Source organism: Ruthenibacterium sp., assembly GCF_017421385.1.
In the GTDB taxonomy this organism is placed as follows: Bacteria; Bacillota; Clostridia; order Oscillospirales; family Ruminococcaceae; genus Ruthenibacterium; species Ruthenibacterium lactatiformans.
On record NZ_JAFOIN010000092.1, the window covers coordinates 75,076 to 92,381 of the forward strand.

13 protein-coding genes are annotated in these 17,306 nt (G+C 56.3%); 6 read left to right on the forward strand and 7 right to left on the reverse strand.

The genetic code is table 11. From position 1 onward, the window contains the following. The first annotated feature begins 96 nt into the window (after positions 1-96). The 3 genes from IIY41_RS11365 to IIY41_RS11375 all read left to right on the forward strand — a co-directional run bounded on the left by IIY41_RS11365 (position 97) and on the right by IIY41_RS11375 (position 2,843). Positions 97-651 (forward strand): DUF1836 domain-containing protein, encoded by a 555-nt coding sequence (locus IIY41_RS11365; protein WP_055080830.1) that lies wholly within the window; start codon positions 97-99, stop codon positions 649-651. Positions 652-961: 310 nt separating this feature from the next. Further along, positions 962-1,492 (forward strand): sigma-70 family RNA polymerase sigma factor, encoded by a 531-nt coding sequence (locus tag IIY41_RS11370; RefSeq protein ID WP_009325762.1) that lies wholly within the window; start codon positions 962-964, stop codon positions 1,490-1,492. Then, positions 1,476-2,843: a DUF4179 domain-containing protein gene (locus IIY41_RS11375; RefSeq protein WP_009325763.1), complete on the forward strand. Its 1,368-nt coding sequence runs from the start codon at positions 1,476-1,478 to the stop codon at positions 2,841-2,843. The genes IIY41_RS11370 and IIY41_RS11375 overlap by 17 nt, the downstream gene beginning before the upstream one ends. A gap of 134 nt (positions 2,844-2,977) precedes the next feature. Here IIY41_RS11375 and IIY41_RS11380 read toward each other — a convergent pair whose 3' ends face one another. From IIY41_RS11380 to IIY41_RS11390, 3 genes are read right to left on the reverse strand one after another with little or no spacing between them, the layout of a single operon-like run. Next, entirely contained in the window at positions 2,978-4,831 is a 1,854-nt protein-coding gene (locus IIY41_RS11380) for a heavy metal translocating P-type ATPase (RefSeq protein ID WP_009325764.1), read from the reverse strand. Between the two features lie 39 nt (positions 4,832-4,870). Continuing rightward, the gene (locus IIY41_RS11385; protein WP_009325765.1) at positions 4,871-5,089 is read right to left on the reverse strand and encodes a cation transporter; all 219 of its coding nucleotides are present in this window, start codon (positions 5,087-5,089) and stop codon (positions 4,871-4,873) included. A 33-nt stretch (positions 5,090-5,122) separates the two neighbouring features. Then, a complete protein-coding gene (locus tag IIY41_RS11390; RefSeq protein ID WP_270774928.1) occupies positions 5,123-5,482 on the reverse strand; it encodes an ArsR/SmtB family transcription factor in 360 nt (119 codons plus the stop codon). A 347-nt stretch (positions 5,483-5,829) separates the two neighbouring features. Between IIY41_RS11390 and IIY41_RS11395 the strand changes: the two genes are divergently transcribed. After that, positions 5,830-9,060 (forward strand): UvrD-helicase domain-containing protein, encoded by a 3,231-nt coding sequence (locus tag IIY41_RS11395; protein WP_287400794.1) that lies wholly within the window; start codon positions 5,830-5,832, stop codon positions 9,058-9,060. Between the two features lie 97 nt (positions 9,061-9,157). Here the strand turns inward: IIY41_RS11395 and ilvA are convergent, their stop codons facing one another. After that, a complete protein-coding gene (ilvA, locus tag IIY41_RS11400) occupies positions 9,158-10,363 on the reverse strand; it encodes a threonine ammonia-lyase (RefSeq protein ID WP_009325768.1) in 1,206 nt (401 codons plus the stop codon). Between the two features lie 153 nt (positions 10,364-10,516). On the opposite strand from ilvA, the gene IIY41_RS11405 reads away from it, so the two are divergent. Further along, complete coding sequence (locus tag IIY41_RS11405; RefSeq protein WP_117471997.1) at positions 10,517-11,704, forward strand: ATP-binding protein; 1,188 nt, start codon at positions 10,517-10,519, stop codon at positions 11,702-11,704. 81 nt (positions 11,705-11,785) lie between these two features. On the opposite strand, the gene ilvC is transcribed toward IIY41_RS11405, so the two are convergent. The 3 genes from ilvC to ilvB all read right to left on the reverse strand — a co-directional run bounded on the left by ilvC (position 11,786) and on the right by ilvB (position 15,030). After that, complete coding sequence (gene ilvC, locus IIY41_RS11410) at positions 11,786-12,787, reverse strand: ketol-acid reductoisomerase (protein ID WP_009325770.1); 1,002 nt, start codon at positions 12,785-12,787, stop codon at positions 11,786-11,788. 70 nt (positions 12,788-12,857) lie between these two features. Then, complete coding sequence (gene ilvN, locus IIY41_RS11415; RefSeq protein WP_009325771.1) at positions 12,858-13,352, reverse strand: acetolactate synthase small subunit; 495 nt, start codon at positions 13,350-13,352, stop codon at positions 12,858-12,860. A gap of 13 nt (positions 13,353-13,365) precedes the next feature. Next, positions 13,366-15,030: a biosynthetic-type acetolactate synthase large subunit gene (ilvB, locus tag IIY41_RS11420; protein ID WP_009325772.1), complete on the reverse strand. Its 1,665-nt coding sequence runs from the start codon at positions 15,028-15,030 to the stop codon at positions 13,366-13,368. A gap of 542 nt (positions 15,031-15,572) precedes the next feature. Between ilvB and IIY41_RS11425 the strand changes: the two genes are divergently transcribed. Continuing rightward, a complete protein-coding gene (locus tag IIY41_RS11425) occupies positions 15,573-17,306 on the forward strand; it encodes a glycoside hydrolase family 2 protein (protein WP_287400798.1) in 1,734 nt (577 codons plus the stop codon).

Consider the following 17,306-nt stretch of genomic DNA (forward strand, 5'->3'; position numbering starts at 1 on the left):
TTGTTCCTTCGCAAGCACCGTGATATACTGAATTTGCAATTTACCGGCGTATTTTTGCCAAAGAATCAGCCCAATCAAAAGGAGTGCCGCATCATCATGGAAATAAACAATAGTGTCGCCGCCTGGAGTGCCGGGCTGGCCGCACAACGTTTGCCGCGTTGGGACGAACTGCCGGACATAGACCTGTACCTCGATCAGGTCCTGACGCTGCTGGACAAATATCTGGGGCCTTTTTTGCCTGAAAACGGTGGTCATGCACTGACAGCCAGCATGATCAATAATTATGTAAAGCTCCGTATTGTGCCCGCGCCGGTAAAGAAACGTTATGGACGCGTCCAACTCGCTTATCTGCTCGTAATCGGCCTGCTCAAGCAGGTGTTGCCCATACCCGATGTGAAAACGCTGCTGGAAAGCCAGTTTGAAGGCGCGCAGGAGCAGACCGACGGCGGCGCGGAGAAACGCGGCTTCGCGAAGGCTTTCGACTGCTTTTGCACCCTTCAAGAGACCGCGTTTGCGGATATGGCACGGCAGGCGGCGCAGCTTGAGACCGCTGCCGGGACGCGCCCCGCGCTGGCTATGGAAATGGCCGTGCGGGCCAACGCCAGCAAAACGCTGGCGGAAAAGCTGATTGCGCCGGACACGCAGATGTAAAATTTTTCGGCATTGTAAAACAGTCTCCGTTTTGCAGTTCGCCTTTCCGGCTTCGCAAGGGTGTGCCGCCATGCTGTTTCTATTCTGCAAAATGCTGAAAACAAGCGCTTGGGACGCCATATAAGGTCTCAGGCGCTTTCGGTTTCGCGGCCTTATTGGCTCCGCCCGGCCTCCGTTTGCGAAAACGCACCGCATCTCCATTCTTCCCTGTTTTATTTGCGTTTTTTACATTATCTGGTTATAATGATTTTGCAATGCAATTTTGAAAGATTTTGTATGAGTAACGCCGTCTAAACGGCAGGAAAGGGCGGTGGACGCCGCTGTGATTCCCGAACAGACGGCGCAATCCGCTGCGCCGCCCGATATGGAGCGTATCGTTGGCGCATACGGCAACGCTGTATTGCGCATGTGTTTTCTTTATTTGAAGGATTCACACCTTGCCGAGGATGCGTCACAAGAGACCTTTTTAAAAGTGTACCGCAACTACGCGCAATTCGACGGCACCGCCGGAGAAAAAACATGGGTAATGCGTATCGCTATCAATGTGTGTAAGGACTATCTGCGCAGTGCCTGGAACCGCAGGGTCAGCGTCGTGGAGGCATTGAATGAGATACCGGCCGCAGAAGATTCTCCCCATGAAGATGACACGCTCCTGCGGGAGATCATGAACCTGAAGCCTAAATACAAGGAAGTCATCCTGCTGTTTTATTATCAGGATATGAAAATCAGCGAGATTGCGCGCGTGCTGGACGCGCCGGAATCTACGGTTTCTGTGCGGCTCAAGCGTGCGCGCGAGCAATTGAAAAAGAGATTGGAGGGATGGTATGCCGACGGAAAATAACCCGATGAAAAGCGCGATCGACCGACGCCTTTCGGCGCTTTGTGTGCCCGATGACATGGCGCAGCGCATTCAGGCGGCCGCGCAGAAAAAAAGGCCGCGCGTTATCCGGTTCCGCCGTCCCCTTGCCGTGGCGGCTGTATTTTGCCTGATATTAGCCTGCAGCATGGGCGTACTGGCCACCACCGTCCCCTCTGTGCAAAATCTGTTTGCCATAGTGGGCACACAGATATCTTCCATGCTGCAGCCCATTGAGCGCTCCTGCACCGACAACGGCATCGAAACGACGGTTGTTGCCGCGATGAACGACAACGACATGGTGGATATTTATGTTGCAGTCAAGGATCTGGAAGGTTCACGCATCAATGAGCGGACCAATCTGGCGGATGTTCAGCTCTCCGGCATTGCCATGACGCCGATGGTGCAGATGGTCCAGTTCGACGAAAAAACTGCGACAGCCACCTTCCGCATTGAAGGCGTATGCGGCGAGGATCTAAATGGTAAAAAAATCACGCTTTCCATTGGCGCTGTTCTTTTGGGAAGGACCGAATGGTCGGACCAGAACACCGGTATCAGCGTTTCCGACATTGAAACAGTGTTCCCCTCCCCTGCGTTCCAGCCCATAACAGGCAACGCCACCCGCACCACTGTAGGCTTTTCTGATTCCGGCGCTCCCTTCAACGGCGACCAGGCGCTCGTCCCTGCGGAATCCGATGGTTCGCTGGACAGCATGTTCCCCTGGGGCGGCCTCACATCCGGCGGCGTGGCGGATAACGCGCTCCATTTGCAACTTAAATACAGCGCTGTCGGCAAATACGCGCAGTTCACTCAGGTATTTCTGATGACCGGAAAACCCGAAAAGGACGAAAAGCTGCCGATCCATTCCATTGATTTCGGGAAATGCGAAACGCGCGGAGGAAGCCAGTATTACGAATACACCGAATATATTCTCCCACTTCCGCAAGGCGCAGACCCGGAAAAGCTGACGGTCGCATACAGCGGCATCTCCTATGAGGACGCCGTACCCGGCAAATGGGAGACTACCTTCCGTTTGGAAAGTGTGTCCCGTCAGCGTGTGGCGCATGTGGAGCTGAATATTGGCGGCTGGCATGTCACGCAAGTAGAACTTTCGCCGATGGGGGTATCCGTGACAGTGGATGACAACGGCTCCAGCGACCCGCTTCCGGAAATCCTTGCATATGACAAATCAGGCGCCCCCATTCCCGTCAATGGTTCTTCCAGCTCCTGGAACGGTACGGAGCGTATTTGCAAAAACCAATTCACTTCCCCACTGCCCTTGGAGCAGATTTCCCGTGTGACCATTGGCGGCGTAGAAATCGATTTCAAAAACTGAAACAGAACATAAGCGGACAGCCGCTCTGAAGAAATCCAGAGCGGCTGTTGCGATTTTGATTCCGGGTTTCGACAGCAAAACAGACCGGCACAGGCCTTTCAGTTGGCCTGTGCCGGTCTGTTTTGCTGTCGGCTCTATTCCAGTTCCTTTGTGCGCAGCGCGCGGGTCGCATTGAGAACGGCCAGAACCATAACACCCACGTCTGCAAAAATCGCAGCCTGCATATTGGTCACGCCCAATGCCCCCAATAAAAGCATCAGGCCCTTGACAGCCAGTGAAAACACGATGTTCTGATGCACGATACGCAGCGTTTTTTTGGAAATGCGCATCGCCGTTGCGATTTTGGAGGGCTGATCGTCCATAAGCACCACATCCGCCGCTTCAATGGCCGCGTCGGAGCCAAGGCCGCCCATTGCGATTCCGATATCCGCGCGGGAGAGTACCGGTGCATCATTGATACCATCCCCGACAAAAGCGAGCTTTCCGTTTGCGCTCTTCTGCTTCAGCAGCTCTTCCACGCGCTCCACCTTATCCGCGGGCAGCAGTTCCGCGTGTACCTCGTCCAGGCCGAGCTGCTTTGCAACACTTTCTCCTACGGCCTTCGCATCGCCTGTGAGCATGACCGTTTTGCGGATGCCCTGCCGCTTCAACGAAGCAATCGCACGGGCCGCGTCCGGCTTTACTGCGTCGGAAATCACGATGTGTCCGGCATATTCGCCGTCTACCGCCACATGAACGACGGTGCCTGTCTTGTGACATTCATGCCATTGCGCGCCGATTTTATCCATTAGCTTACCGTTTCCGGCACAAACGGTTCTTCCATCCACACGGGCGCATACACCGTGGCCGGATATTTCTTCCACATCGCTGACGCGGGCGTTGTCCAATTCACGGCCATAGGCTTCTTTGAGCGAACGGGAGATGGGATGGTCCGAAAAACTCTCTGCCAACGCCGCCAATTCCAATAGCTGTTCCCTGGAAACTCGGGCCGGGTGGACCGCGGTCACCTGGAACGTGCCGCGCGTCAATGTCCCGGTCTTATCAAAAACAACAGTTTCCGTCTGAGCAAGCGCCTCCAGATAGTTGCTGCCTTTCACAAGAATGCCGCGTTTGGACGCGCCGCCGATACCGCCAAAAAAGCTGAGCGGTATCGAAATAACCAGTGCGCACGGGCAGGAAATGACCAGAAACGTAAGCGCGCGCGCCACCCAGACACTGAACATCCCCATACCAAGCAACGGCGGGAGCACAGCCAGCAGCACGGCGCCGATCACGACGGCCGGCGTGTAGTAACGCGCGAATTTGGTAATAAAGTTTTCCGCCTTTGCTTTTTTCGTACTGGAATTTTCTACAAGATCCAGAATCTTGGAGACGGTGGATTCTCCAAATTCCTTTGTAACACGTACACGCAACAGGCCGCTCTGATTCACACAGCCGCTGATGACGTCACTGCCTGTGCCCACATCCCGCGGCAGCGATTCGCCTGTGAGCGCCGCTGTATTAACGGTGGAATTTCCATCCAGAACTACACCGTCCAGTGGGATGCGTTCTCCTGCTTTGATAACGATGGTGTCACCCACCGCCACGTCGTCCGGGTCAACCTGTTCCAGTTTGCCGTCACGTTCAATATTGGCGTAATCGGGCCGGATGTCCATCAAAGCTGCAATGGACTGACGCGAACGCCCCACCGCATAGCTTTGGAACAGCTCACCCACTTGATAAAACAGCATGACCTCTACCGCTTCGGGAAATTCCTGCAGACAAAAAGCGCCAATAGTTGCCAATGCCATCAAAAAATTTTCATCAAATACCTGCCCGTGAGCGATATTCCGTACGGCTTTCCACACGATGTCCCACCCGATGATTGCGTAGACCGTAAGATAAAAGACGAGCTGTGACCAGCCGGCGAGCGGCAAAAAGAATCCCGCCGCGAACAATACGGCGCTGACCAGAATGCGCGCCAGCATTTTCTTCTGCTTTTTACCCATATTTTAATCCCCTGTTCTGCCGCGCGGGGCGGCGCATATTTACAGCACGATCTCGCAGTCCGGCTCCACCCTCTTGCACACCTTAACGATTTCCTTCATGATGTCGTCAAAACGCGCGTCATCGGCCTCCACCGTCATTTTCTGCATTACAAAACTGACTGTGGCGTCCTTCACGCCGTCCACCTTCTTAATGGCATCTTCCATCTTTGCCGCACAATTCGCACAATCCAGATCTACAAGTTTAAAACGCTTTTTCATATCCGACAACCTCCAAGATTCAATTGATTTGGTTTATTCACAAACGTGTTCCATTCCCTGGTCGATGATCGTCCTTACATGACCGTCTGACAGAGAGTAAAACACGGTCTTGCCTTCCCGCCTGTATTTTACCAGCTTGCTCTTTTTTAATACCGCAAGTTGATGGGAAATGGCCGACTGCGTCATACGCAGCATCTGAGCGATATCACACACGCACATCTCCGATTCAAACAACAAATACAAAATTTTGATGCGCGTGGAGTCTCCGAATATTTTGAACAGTTCTGCAAGATCGAACAGGATCTCGTCATCCGGCATCTCTTTCTCCACTTTGGCTACAATGTCTTCGTGTACATGCATATATTCGCAGCGTTCGTTTTGGCTCAGTTCCATAAAAAGCACATCCTTTCATATGAGCATCTGTTCAATTGATATTATATATCTTCTTTCGAAAATGTCAACAGGCTCACGCAAAAATATCCTTCTCCCCTTACGCCCGTAACATCGGCCGGCCCAGAACCTGAGAAATCTGCAAAAACATTGTTTTTCCGCCGCGCCGTACGGGCGCTTTTATTGTAGCAGGCCGCAGCATTATGGTATAATAACCTCAAAACTGCCGCTTACGCGGCTGTGCGTGTGCACTGCACACGCTTCTGCGCTCGCGCACAGAGCTTTAAGAACATTGAACCATGCAAAGCCGCATGGTATATAAAGGAAATTCAAAGCAAGCAGGTGATACAATGTTGATTGCAGACCTTCACATCCATTCCAAATATTCCCACGCTACCAGCCATGACTGTGAACCGGAGATGCTGGACCTTTGGGCACGCCGCAAGGGCATCGGGCTGGTGGGCACTGGAGATTTTACGCATCCTGCCTGGCGTGCTGAACTACTGGACAAGCTGCAGCCTGCTGAGGACGGCCTGTACACATTACGGGAAAGCCTTCGCCTGGCGGACAAGACCGCGGGCAAATACGATGCACCCCGTTTTGTAGTGACCGGAGAAATCAGCTCCATCTACAAAAAGAACGGCAAAACGCGTAAGGTGCACAATCTGATCCTGCTGCCGGGGCTCGAGGCTGCCGAAAGGCTTTCCCAGAAGCTGGAGGCGATCGGCAACATCCACTCGGACGGACGGCCAATCCTGGGTCTGGACAGCCGTGACCTGCTGGAAATCACTCTGGACACCTGCCCAGAGGCAGTGTTTATCCCCGCACATATCTGGACGCCGCATTTCTCTCTGTTCGGCGCTTTCTCAGGTTTTGACGTCATCGAGGAATGCTTTGAGGACTTGACGCCCTATATCCACGCGCTTGAAACCGGCCTTTCTTCCGATCCGCCCATGAACTGGCGCATTTCCGCACTGGATGGATATGCGCTGATCTCGAATTCAGATGCCCATTCTCCCGCCAAACTTGGGCGCGAGGCCAACCTGTTGGACATTGAACCGTCTTACGCGGGCTTATCCGATGCGCTGCAAGGGCGCAGTCCCGCCGCGCTGACGGGAACGCTGGAATTTTTCCCCGAGGAGGGCAAGTACCATTGGGACGGCCACCGTGCCTGCGGTCTGTGCCTGGAGCCGGGTGAAACCGAAGCCTGCGGAGGACGATGCCCTGTCTGCGGCAAAAAAATCACCATTGGCGTGCAGCATCGGGTGGAGCAGCTCGCCGACAGACCTGAAGGCTTTTCCCTGCCCGGCGCGCGTCCGTTTGAAAGCCTTGTGCCGCTGCCGGATGTGATTGCTGCGTCCACTGGACTTTCCGCCTCAGGCCTCAAGGTCGCCGCGCGGTATCAAGCGCTTCTGGAGAAGCTTGGGCCGGAGTTTTATATTCTGCGCCAAGCGCCGCTGGAGGACATCCGCCGTGCGGCCGGCCCTTGTGTGGAAGAAGGCATCCGCCGCCTGCGGTGCGGGCAGGTGTCCCGCACGCCGGGCTTCGATGGACAATACGGAACCGTCCAACTTCTTTCCCCCGATGAAATCGAATCTCTTAACGGACAGATCAGTTTTTTCAGCTCCGACGCGCCGCATCCCGAAGCTTCTGCACGCAGGCCCCGAAAAACAGACGCACCCCAAAAGTCATCCGGCGCAAAGCCTTCCGCGCCGGTACAAACCGCTCACAGCAAGCTGAATCCGGAGCAGCAGAAAGCCGTCTGCGCCGTCGAACCCGCCGTGGCTGTTATCGCCGGCCCCGGCACCGGAAAAACGAAAACGCTGGTTTCCCGCGCCGTTCATCTGCTGTGTGAAAAGCAGGTGTCCCCGCGGCAGCTCACGGCCGTCACCTTTACCAATAAAGCAGCCCGTGAAATGCGCGAACGGCTCACCGCTGAGCTGGACAAAGACCGCACAATCGGCGACCTGACCATCGGCACGTTCCATTCCATCTGCCTTTCACTGCTGCGGGAGACAGGCAAAGCCGTGACGCTTCTCTCACAGGAGGATGCACAGGCCGTTGCCGCCGACGTGCTCCGTCAGGCCGGGGCAAAGCTGCCGCCTGCAAAGCTGGTGCAGGCTGTTTCCCGGCAAAAAAACGGATTGCCGGTGCCGGAAAATGTGAATGCCGCGTTCTGTGAATCTTATGTCGCCCGCTGCCGCGAGCTGGATGTGCTGGATTTTGATGACCTGCTCCTGGAAACGCTGGCGCTTTTTGAAGCGGGTGAGCTCCCGGAAGAGATAACGCAGCGTTTTACTTATCTTCTGGTGGATGAGTTTCAGGACATTGACGCGCTGCAATACCGTCTTGTGCGGGCATGGACAAAAGGCTGCAAAAGTCTTTTTGCCATCGGAGACCCGGACCAGTCTATTTATGGCTTTCGCGGCGCGGATGCAGCATGCTTCGACCGCTTGGCAGAAGATATCCCCGGGCTGCGTGTCGTTCGCCTTACCCAAAATTATCGCTCCACGCCGGAGGTGCTTGGCTGCGCGCTGCCTGTGATCGGGCACAATCCCGGCGGCGCGCGCAGTTTGCTGCCCAACCGCGGCAGCGGAGCGCCGGTGCGTTTGGCACAGGCGGCCAGTTCCCTTGCGGAGGGGATCTTTATTGCAAAAGAGATCAACCGTATGGTTGGCGGTATGGATATGCTGGACGCGGGCGGAGTCACAGGTGATGAACGCATCCAACCCCGCAGCTTTTCCGATATTGCAATCTTGTATCGCACCCACCGCCAGGCAGACATTCTGGAATATTGTCTGCAAAAAGAAAACATCCCCTATACCGTAGCCGGGCGCGACAGCTTTTTGTCTGAGCCTGCGGTACGTGCAGCCATAGGCTTCTTCCGCTTTCTACTCGCACCCGGGGACACGCATTCTCTGCAGACTGCCCTGGAACTCGGCTGGGCCTGTTCACCGCAACAGGCGGTGCGCCTCAGCGCTTTTTTCCCCGGGTGCAGCGCATTGCACGAAAATCTTTGGGACAAAGCCGAGGCTGAATTTCCAGAGCTTCCGATGCGTGCCGCTGTGTGCGCACTGCGAAAATTTTCCCAGTGTGCCGCGCAGGAGTCTCCTGCACGTCTTTTGGAACGCTGGCGGGATGACGCGGGCTTTGCGGGCAGCGAACCGCTGCAGAAGCTGATTGGAACAGCTCTGTTTCACCGGGATATGCATTCCTTGCTGAACGCGCTTACTCTCGGAGAAGAAGCGGACATCCTGCGGGCCGGGGGAAAGAATTACGCCGCCGGAGCGGTTACTCTGATGACGCTGCACGGCGCAAAAGGCTTGGAATTCCCCGCCGTTTTTCTCTGTGGTGCATGCAAAGGCACATTGCCGTTGGAGATGTCCGGGCGCGCTGCAGACCTTGCGGAGGAGCGCCGCCTGTTCTACGTCGGTATCACCCGCGCCCGGGACGAACTCATCCTCACATACCCGGGCGAGCCGTCTCCGTTCCTCGCCGAGATACCATCCGGCGCCGTTACATCCGGTGGCGCGGCGCCAAAAAAAGCTCTGCCTGAAGGAGAGCAGCTTTCTCTGTTCTGAGAGCAAAAGAATGGGAAACGCCCTCCGCGTCCGGCCCATTAGGCCGGACGCGGAGGGCGTTTGTTATTATCTGGTATGTATGCGTTGAGACAAGGAATCACTGCTGGTTTGCCACCAGCTTAAAGCCCGCTTTCGCAAGCTCCTGCTTGATCTGCTCCACCTGAGCATGGTCGCGCGTTTCCATGCCCACGCGCAGATAACAGCTTGTGATGGCCATGTTGGTATCGCTCTGGTTGTGATGAACACTCACCACATTGCCGCCGCAGCGGCTGATGATATCGCTCACTCCGGAGAGCTGGCCCGGCTTGTCCTCCAGCTCGATGGTGAGCGTGCTGTTGCGCCCTGCCATCACAAGGCCGCGCGTGATCACGCGGCTCAAAATGTTCACATCAATATTGCCGCCGGAGAGCAGGCAGACCGTCTTTTTGCCCTTGATATCCACCTTGTTGTACATGGCGGCGGCCACAGATACCGCGCCCGCGCCCTCGGTCACCAGCTTCTGGCGTTCCATCAAGGCCAGCACCGCGGCAGCGATCTCATCGTCTGTCACGGTGACGATGCCGTCCACATACTCGCTGACGAGTTCGTAGGTCAAATCTCCCGGGTGCTTTACGGCAATGCCGTCCGCAAAGGTGGCCACGCCGTCAAGCGTGATGGCCTCATGCTTCTGCACGGAATCCCGCATGCTGGGCGCGCCCGCGGCCTGTACACCGTACACCTTGCACTCCGGGTGCAGATGCTTGATGGCGTAAGCTACGCCGCTGATGAGGCCGCCGCCGCCCACCGGAACCAATACGACCTCCACGTCGGGCAGCTGATCCAAAATTTCCAGGCCGACAGTACCCTGCCCCGCAATGACCTCCGCGTCATTGAACGGGTGGATGAAAGTATACCCTTTCTCTTTCTGAAGCTTGCAGGCGTAATCATACGCGTCGTCATAGGCGCCTTTAACAAGACAGACCTGTGCGCCGTATGCTTTAGTCGCTTCCACCTTGCTGATGGGCGCGCCATCCGGCATGCAGATAACGCTTGGGATATTGCTGCGCTGAGCCGCCAGCGCAACGCCCTGAGCATGGTTGCCCGCGCTGCTTGCAATAACGCCTTTTGCCTTTTCGTCAGCCGTAAGCTGGCTGATTTTATAATAGGCGCCGCGCACCTTAAAACTGCCTGTTACCTGCAGATTTTCAGTCTTCAAATAGATTTCGCTCTCTGCATTGAGTCCCGGAGCAGCAATCAGATCCGTTTTTCGTGCAACAGATTTCAGTACATATGCGGCGTGATAGATTTTGTCCAGTGTGAGCATGCCGTTTCCTTCTTTCCCCTATTATTCCCTCTATCGGACAACGTTAAGAATAATTTTACCACTTCAGCGTGATTTTGCAAGCAAAATATTGCGCCTTCCGTCCGCCCCGTGTATACTGAAAAGGTATCTTGCAGACAAAGGAGCATCCCCATTATGTTGGAAGAAGATAAAGCCCTGCGCATGCGGCTGCACAGCCTTACCATATTCCGCGGGCTGTTGGAGGACCCTGTTGTTTCCCGGCTTGCGGCGCTTTTGCACGCACAGCCCTCGGACGCGGAAGCCTGTGCGGATGCCTATTGCGCCTTTGCCGCCGCACTGTACGAAAGGGGCGGAGACCTCAGCACCTATTTATTGAAAGCCGTACTGGAGGACGAAAACCTGTATGTCCGCCGGGCGGCGTCCGGTGCGCCGATTCCCGCCGAACTTGCGGAATGCCTGCAACACGAGCTTTGCTTTTTGCAGGAGCTTTCCCAATTTGATGGCGCCTCCCTGCGCGGCGCGCTGAAAGGCGCATTTCTGCCCCGCTGGGGCACGCAAACGCTGGATTTCGCCGCGCGTTATGAGGAAAATATCCGCACGCTTCCGCTCCACGGCTATGGAATCTATGCCAAATACCATGTATTTACCGTACACAGCGGGGCCATCGTTCCCGTCAGACACCCGGACCCTCAGCGGCTGGACGAACTTTCCGGCTATGAACGTGAGCGCGGGAAAGTAATTGCCAACACACGCGCCCTTTTGGAGGGACGCCCCGCCAGCAACGTACTGCTGTACGGCGATGCCGGCACGGGAAAAAGCAGCACGGTAAAAGCCGTTGCCAACGCGTTTGCAGACGAAGGACTTCGTCTCATTGAAGTGAAAAAAAATCAGCTTTACCAAATTCCGGACCTTGTGGAAACGCTCAGCGCCAATCCACTCAAATTCATTCTGTTCATCGATGACCTCAGTTTTTCCACCAATGACAACGACTTTGCCGCCCTGAAGGCGATTTTGGAAGGCAGTGTCAGCAGCCGCAGTTCCAACCTCGCGGTCTACGCCACATCCAACCGCCGTCATCTGGTGAAGGAGACATTCTCCGACCGGGAAGGCGACGAGATTCATCTGGCGGATACCATGCAGGAACTGATGAGCCTTTCCGCCCGCTTCGGCCTTACCATCACTTTTTCCCGGCCGGACAAAGAGCTTTACTGCCATATCGTACAGAATCTCGCACTGCTCTACGGCATTGAAATGCCGGAAGCGGAGCTGATGATCAAAGCGGAGGCACACGCCATCCGCAACGGCGGACGCAGCCCCCGTGTGGCAAAGCAGTTCATTGAGCTGCTGAAAGCCGAGGTGTGAGGCGTTTTCCGCATCCGTTTCATCAAAGAGCCGCGCCGCGGCGTCTTTCGGGACGCGCGGCGCGGCTCTTTTCGCTTCGGATTATTTTTTCAGCCAGCTCATCATCTTGCGCAGCTCTGCGCCCACCTTCTCCAGCAGATGCTGGCTCTCTACGCGGCGCGTAGCAAGGAATTTCGCTTTACGGCCGCCAGCCGGAGAAAATTCCTGCATGAACTCACTGGCGAACGTGCCGTTCTGGATCTCCGTCAGAACGTTCTTCATCTCTTTGCGGGTCTCCTCGGTGATGAGGCGCTTTCCGGTCCGGTAATCGCCGTATTCCGCCGTGTTGGAGATGGAATAGCGCATCATGGCAAAACCGCCGCTGTTGATGAGGTCGACGATCAGCTTCATCTCGTGGATACATTCAAAGTACGCCATTTCAGGCTCATAGCCGGCTTCTACCAGCGTGTCGAAGCCCGCCTTCATCAGTTCGGTCACGCCGCCGCACAGCACGCACTGCTCGCCGAACAGGTCGGTCTCGGTCTCTTCACGGAAGGAGGTTTCCAGAATGCCGGCGCGGCCTGCGCCAATGCCGCTGGCGTAAGCCAGCGCGATATCCTTGGCATGGCCGGTGTAATCCTGCTCCACGGCAATCAGGCTGGGCACGCCCTTGCCCTCCACGTACTGGCTGCGGACGGTGTGGCCGGGGCCCTTGGGGGCCACCATGATCACGTCGATGTTCTTAGCGGGTTTTACGAACTGAAAGTGGATGTTAAAGCCGTGAGCGAACATCAGCACGTCGCCCTCTTTCATGTACGGAGCTACCTGTTCGTTATAGATGTCGGCGGCGATCTCATCCGGCACGAGCATCATCACAACGTCGGCAGCCTTGGCTGCCTCAGGCACCTCCATGACCTTCAGGCCGGCCGCTTCCGCCTTCGCCCAGCTTGCGCTGTCCTTACGCAGGCCAACGACAACGTCAACACCGCTCTCGTGCAGGTTCTGTGCGTGCGCGTGGCCCTGGCTGCCGTAACCCATAATGGCAACGGTCTTTCCGTCCAGAAAGCCCAGGTTGCAGTCCGTGTCATAATACTTTTTGATCATTTTACATTTCTCCCTCTATATATTATTTACCGTGAGGCACGGCTGGGTGCCGCGCCGGATGATACAACGCTCACGCGTGCCGGTGCACGCCGCCGCGTTCCAGGGCCGTAATGCCCGTGCGGCACATTTCCAGTATTTTGTATGGGGAAAGCACATCCAGAAAGCCGTCGATCTTTTCCGGTTCGCCCGTCAGCTCCATCACCATACTGCCGATGGAAAGGTCGATGATCTTCGCTTTGTAAATGTTGGCAATCTCCCGTATGGCTGAACGATTTTCCTCGCCCGCCTCAACCTTCACCAGAAGCAGCTCGCGCAGCAGGCTGTGGGCGGTATCCAGCGGAAAAATTTCCCGTGTTTCCTCCAGGCGCGCCGTCTGTTTGATGATCTGTTCCAGCACCTTGGCGTCGTCGTGCACCACAATGGTGATACGCGAGATCGCGGGGTCATCCGTGGCGGACACCGTCAGACTGTCGATGTTGAAGCCGCGGCGTCCAAACAGGGACGCCACGCGCGTCAGCACGCCGGAATGGTTATCCACAAGGATGCTCAATACTTCTCTGGGCATACTGCCGCCTCCTTTAATCCATGATCATATCTTCGATACTGCCGCCCGCCGGGATCATCGGCAGCACCTTTTCATCTTTGTCGATCACACATTCGATCCACACCGGCCCTTTCGATTTCAGCGCTTCGGCAAACGCCGCCGAAAACGCATCCAGCGTCTCGCAATGATAGCCTTTCGCGCCAAACCCTTCTGCCAGCTTTACATAATTTGTTTTGCGGTGCGGGTCTGTACTGGAATACCGCTTGCCGTAAAACGCCGTCTGCCACTGGCGCACCATACCCAGCACCGTATTGTTGAAAATGACCGTGATGACGGGCAGCTCGTAGCTGACGGCTGTACATGCTTCATTGAGGTTCATATGGAAAGAACCGTCGCCCGTAATGTGGATGACCGGACGGCTTTCGCCCACCGCCAGCTTTGCGCCGATGGCCGCGCCGTAGCCAAAGCCCATGGTCCCCAGGCCGCCGCTCGTCAGAAAACTGCGGGGTTTTACATGGCGGATGTACTGCGTGGCCCACATCTGGTGCTGGCCGACGTCCGTCACGTAAAGCGCGTCCGGCCCGGCCAGCTCGCACATTTTGCCGATGAGCTGATGAGGGCGGATGCAGTACTTATCATCCTTGGGACGGTAATCCTGCGCCTGCCATGCCTGGATCTGCGTCATCCACTCCGTGTGCTTCGCATCTTTGACCAACGGCAGAAGAGCCTGCAATATCTGCTTGACGTCGCCGACAAGGCTGTAATCCACTTCGACGTTTTTGTTGACCTCGCTGGGATCGATATCGATCTGCAGGATCGCCGCGTTCTTCGCAAATTTTTCCGTATTCAGCGCCACACGGTCGGAAAAGCGGGTACCGATGGCCAGCACAAGATCAGCCTCGTTCACCGCACGGTTGGTGGTGCGGCAGCCGTGCATTCCCAGCAGGCCCAGGTTCAGCGGGTCTCCGTAGCTCAGTACGCCGGCTGCCATCATCGTATAAGTGGCGGGGATCTCCGCCTTTTTGGCCAGCGCATAAAGCTCCTCGCCCGCCTCTGACGCGGCCACACCGCCGCCGAAATAGATGACGGGACGGCGCGCGTTTCCGATGACCTGCGCCGCACGGGCCAGTTCCTGTCCGTCAAGCTCCGTCTTGTAAACGGGGATCTGCGGTTTCACAGGGGTAAATTCCGCCGTTGCACCCGTCACATCCTTCGGGATGTCCACCAGCACCGGGCCCTTGCGCCCCGTCTGCGCAATGCGGAACGCGTCCCGCAGAATGTCCGCCAGCTCATCCACCTTGCGCACCACGAAATTATGCTTTGTAATGGGCATCGTAATGCCCGCGATATAGACCTCCTGAAAGCTGTCCCGCCCGATGAGGCTGGTGCCGACGTTGCCTGTGATCGCCACCATGGGGATGCTGTCCATATATGCCGTGGCGATGCCCGTGACAAGGTTTGTCGCACCCGGGCCGCTCGTTGCCAGAACCACACCTGTTTTTCCTGTGGCGCGGGCGTAGCCGTCGGCCGCGTGTGCGGCCCCCTGTTCGTGAGCCGTCATTATGTGGCGTATCTTGCCGCTGTACTTGTAGAGCGCATCATACAAATTCAATACCGCACCGCCGGGATAGCCAAACAGCGTCTCGACGCCCTGTTCCACCAAAACTTCTGCAAAAATGTCCGCGCCTGTCAATACCATACCTGCGCCCTCCTTCTTCCCTCATTCTCCCTGTGAACTGTTTTCGAATAAACAAAAAGGCCCCTGTCTCGATTTTACATCAGAGACAAAGGCCTATCACAAGCACTCTGCGGTACCACTCCGTTTGCCGCACAAAACGCGGCCGCTCGGCGCGCACTGCTCCATTGCAGCGCGCAGGCTCTTTAACGGGGCCAAACCGGCGTTCGCTTACACAGGCATAGCGCCCTTGGGCGAAGCTGCTCCGGGAAGACTTTCACGCGCGCCCCCTGCCGCCTCGCACCAACCGGCGGTTCTCTGTGCGCGGAGCAAACGCGCTATTCGTTCCCTTCACTGCATTTCAGCGGATATTGTATTTTATTATATCCACGGCTTTTTGATTTGTCAAACGTTTTTTGAAAAAACTTTATTTCTTTATTGCAATAAAGCCCGGTCTCCGCATTTGCCGCCGCTTTCAGTTGCCCCGCAGGCCGCGCCGTGGTAAACTGAATACGTACAGAGCCGCAAACGCGCTCTGTCCAACACAAATGAACGGCGGTGCAACAATGAAACGTCTATCCACCTCTTTCCCCGTCGGAGACACTCCTCTGGACGAATATCCGCGCCCACAGATGGTCCGGGCGCAATGGCAGAATTTAAACGGCCTGTGGCAGTACGCCGTTACGGAAAGTCCGGAGCAGCCGGCCGTATGGCAAGGCGGCATCCGCGTCCCGTTTGCGCCGGAAAGCGCGCTGTCCGGCGTTGAAAAGCCTGTTCTGCCGGGCCAGACGCTCTGGTATTTCCGCACGTTTTCCATCAACGGATACGACGCAGCCAAGCGTACGCTGCTGCATTTCGGCGCAGTGGATTATGCCTGCACAGTATTTGTAAACGGGCGGGAGGCCGGAGGGCATACCGGCGGCTACTGTCCGTTTACGCTGGACATTACTTCTTTTGTGCGCGCGGCGGAAAATGAGCTGACGGTCGCCGTTACGGATGACACCGACAAAGGCGACGCGCCGCGTGGCAAACAGGTTCTGCACCCCAAAGGCATCTGGTATACTGCGGTAACAGGCATCTGGCAGACTGTCTGGCTGGAGCAGGTGGACAGTGCTCACTTCACATCCGTTCACTTCATACCGTCGCTGGATTCCGTGGAGGTCTTCGTCCAGGCCAGCGAAAGCGGCAGCGTATGCATGGAAGTGTTGGAGGAGGATTCATGCATCACCGCCCACACGTTTACGGCGGGCGGCAGCCAGACGGTTTCGTTTGAAGCGCCCCGTCTCTGGACGCCCGAACAGCCGTTTCTCTACCGGGTGCGCCTGAGCCTTCTGCGCGCCGGGCGTGAGACTGACCGGGTAGAAAGCTACTTCGGCCTGCGCACCTTCGCTGTGCAGCCGGATGAGAACGGCACACCGTATTTTCTGCTCAATGGCAGGCCTTACTTCCAAAAAGGGCTTCTGGATCAGGGATACTGGCCGGACGGGCTGTACACCGCGCCCAGCGATGAAGCGCTGCGCCGGGACATTGAACAGGCAAAGGCGCTGGGCTTCAATATGCTGCGCAAGCATATCAAGGTGGAACCCGCCCGGTGGTATTACCATTGTGACACGATGGGCATGCTGGTATGGCAGGATATGCCCAGCGGCGCGGCTTACCCCGGGGATCTGCTTGCCGTGGCCCTGCCGAACATCGGCGTACAGGTATCCGATAAAAAGCACAAGAGGTTCAAGCGTGAAAATACCGCCGCGCGCCTTCAGTTCACCAAAGAACTGAAAGAGATGGTGGAAGCACTGACCGATGCCGTGTGCATTTGTACCTGGGTGCCGTTCAACGAGGGCTGGGGCCAGTTCGATGCCGCAGCCGCCACAGCGCTTCTATGGACTCTGGACCCCACCCGCCCCGTTGACCACGCCAGCGGTTGGCACGACCAGGGTGCGGGAGATTACAAAAGCATCCACAAATACATCTTCAAGGTGCGTCCGCCGCACCCGGACGGCCGCGCGTTCGCCCTGACGGAATACGGTGGTTACAGTCATGTGCTGGATGGTCATGTATGGGATAAAGAGAACAGCTTCGGCTACCGGATGTATCCCGATAAAGCCGCGCTGACAGCCGCCTACCGCAAGCTGCATGAAGAACAGATCCTGCCGCTGCTGAAAAAGGGGCTGTGCGTTTCCATTTACACGCAGCTCACGGACGTGGAGCTGGAAGTAAACGGCCTTTTCACTTATGACCGCGCTGTCTGCAAGCTGGATGAGGCCGTTGTAAAAGAAATCAACCAAAAGCTGGTGTTATAA

What these genes read in the sequence shown, in the direction of transcription:
- IIY41_RS11365 (WP_055080830.1), top strand. Translation starts at nt 97, where the DNA reads ATGGAAATAAACAATAGTGTCGCCGCCTGGAGTGCCGGGCTGGCCGCA.
- IIY41_RS11375 (WP_009325763.1), top strand. Translation starts at nt 1,476, where the DNA reads ATGCCGACGGAAAATAACCCGATGAAAAGCGCGATCGACCGACGCCTT.
- IIY41_RS11380 (WP_009325764.1), bottom strand. Translation starts at nt 4,831, where the DNA reads ATGGGTAAAAAGCAGAAGAAAATGCTGGCGCGCATTCTGGTCAGCGCC.
- IIY41_RS11385 (WP_009325765.1), bottom strand. Translation starts at nt 5,089, where the DNA reads ATGAAAAAGCGTTTTAAACTTGTAGATCTGGATTGTGCGAATTGTGCG.
- IIY41_RS11390 (WP_270774928.1), bottom strand. Translation starts at nt 5,482, where the DNA reads ATGGAACTGAGCCAAAACGAACGCTGCGAATATATGCATGTACACGAA.
- IIY41_RS11395 (WP_287400794.1), top strand. Translation starts at nt 5,830, where the DNA reads ATGTTGATTGCAGACCTTCACATCCATTCCAAATATTCCCACGCTACC.
- ilvA (WP_009325768.1), bottom strand. Translation starts at nt 10,363, where the DNA reads ATGCTCACACTGGACAAAATCTATCACGCCGCATATGTACTGAAATCT.
- IIY41_RS11405 (WP_117471997.1), top strand. Translation starts at nt 10,517, where the DNA reads ATGTTGGAAGAAGATAAAGCCCTGCGCATGCGGCTGCACAGCCTTACC.
- ilvC (WP_009325770.1), bottom strand. Translation starts at nt 12,787, where the DNA reads ATGATCAAAAAGTATTATGACACGGACTGCAACCTGGGCTTTCTGGAC.
- ilvN (WP_009325771.1), bottom strand. Translation starts at nt 13,352, where the DNA reads ATGCCCAGAGAAGTATTGAGCATCCTTGTGGATAACCATTCCGGCGTG.
- ilvB (WP_009325772.1), bottom strand. Translation starts at nt 15,030, where the DNA reads ATGGTATTGACAGGCGCGGACATTTTTGCAGAAGTTTTGGTGGAACAG.
- IIY41_RS11425 (WP_287400798.1), top strand. Translation starts at nt 15,573, where the DNA reads ATGAAACGTCTATCCACCTCTTTCCCCGTCGGAGACACTCCTCTGGAC.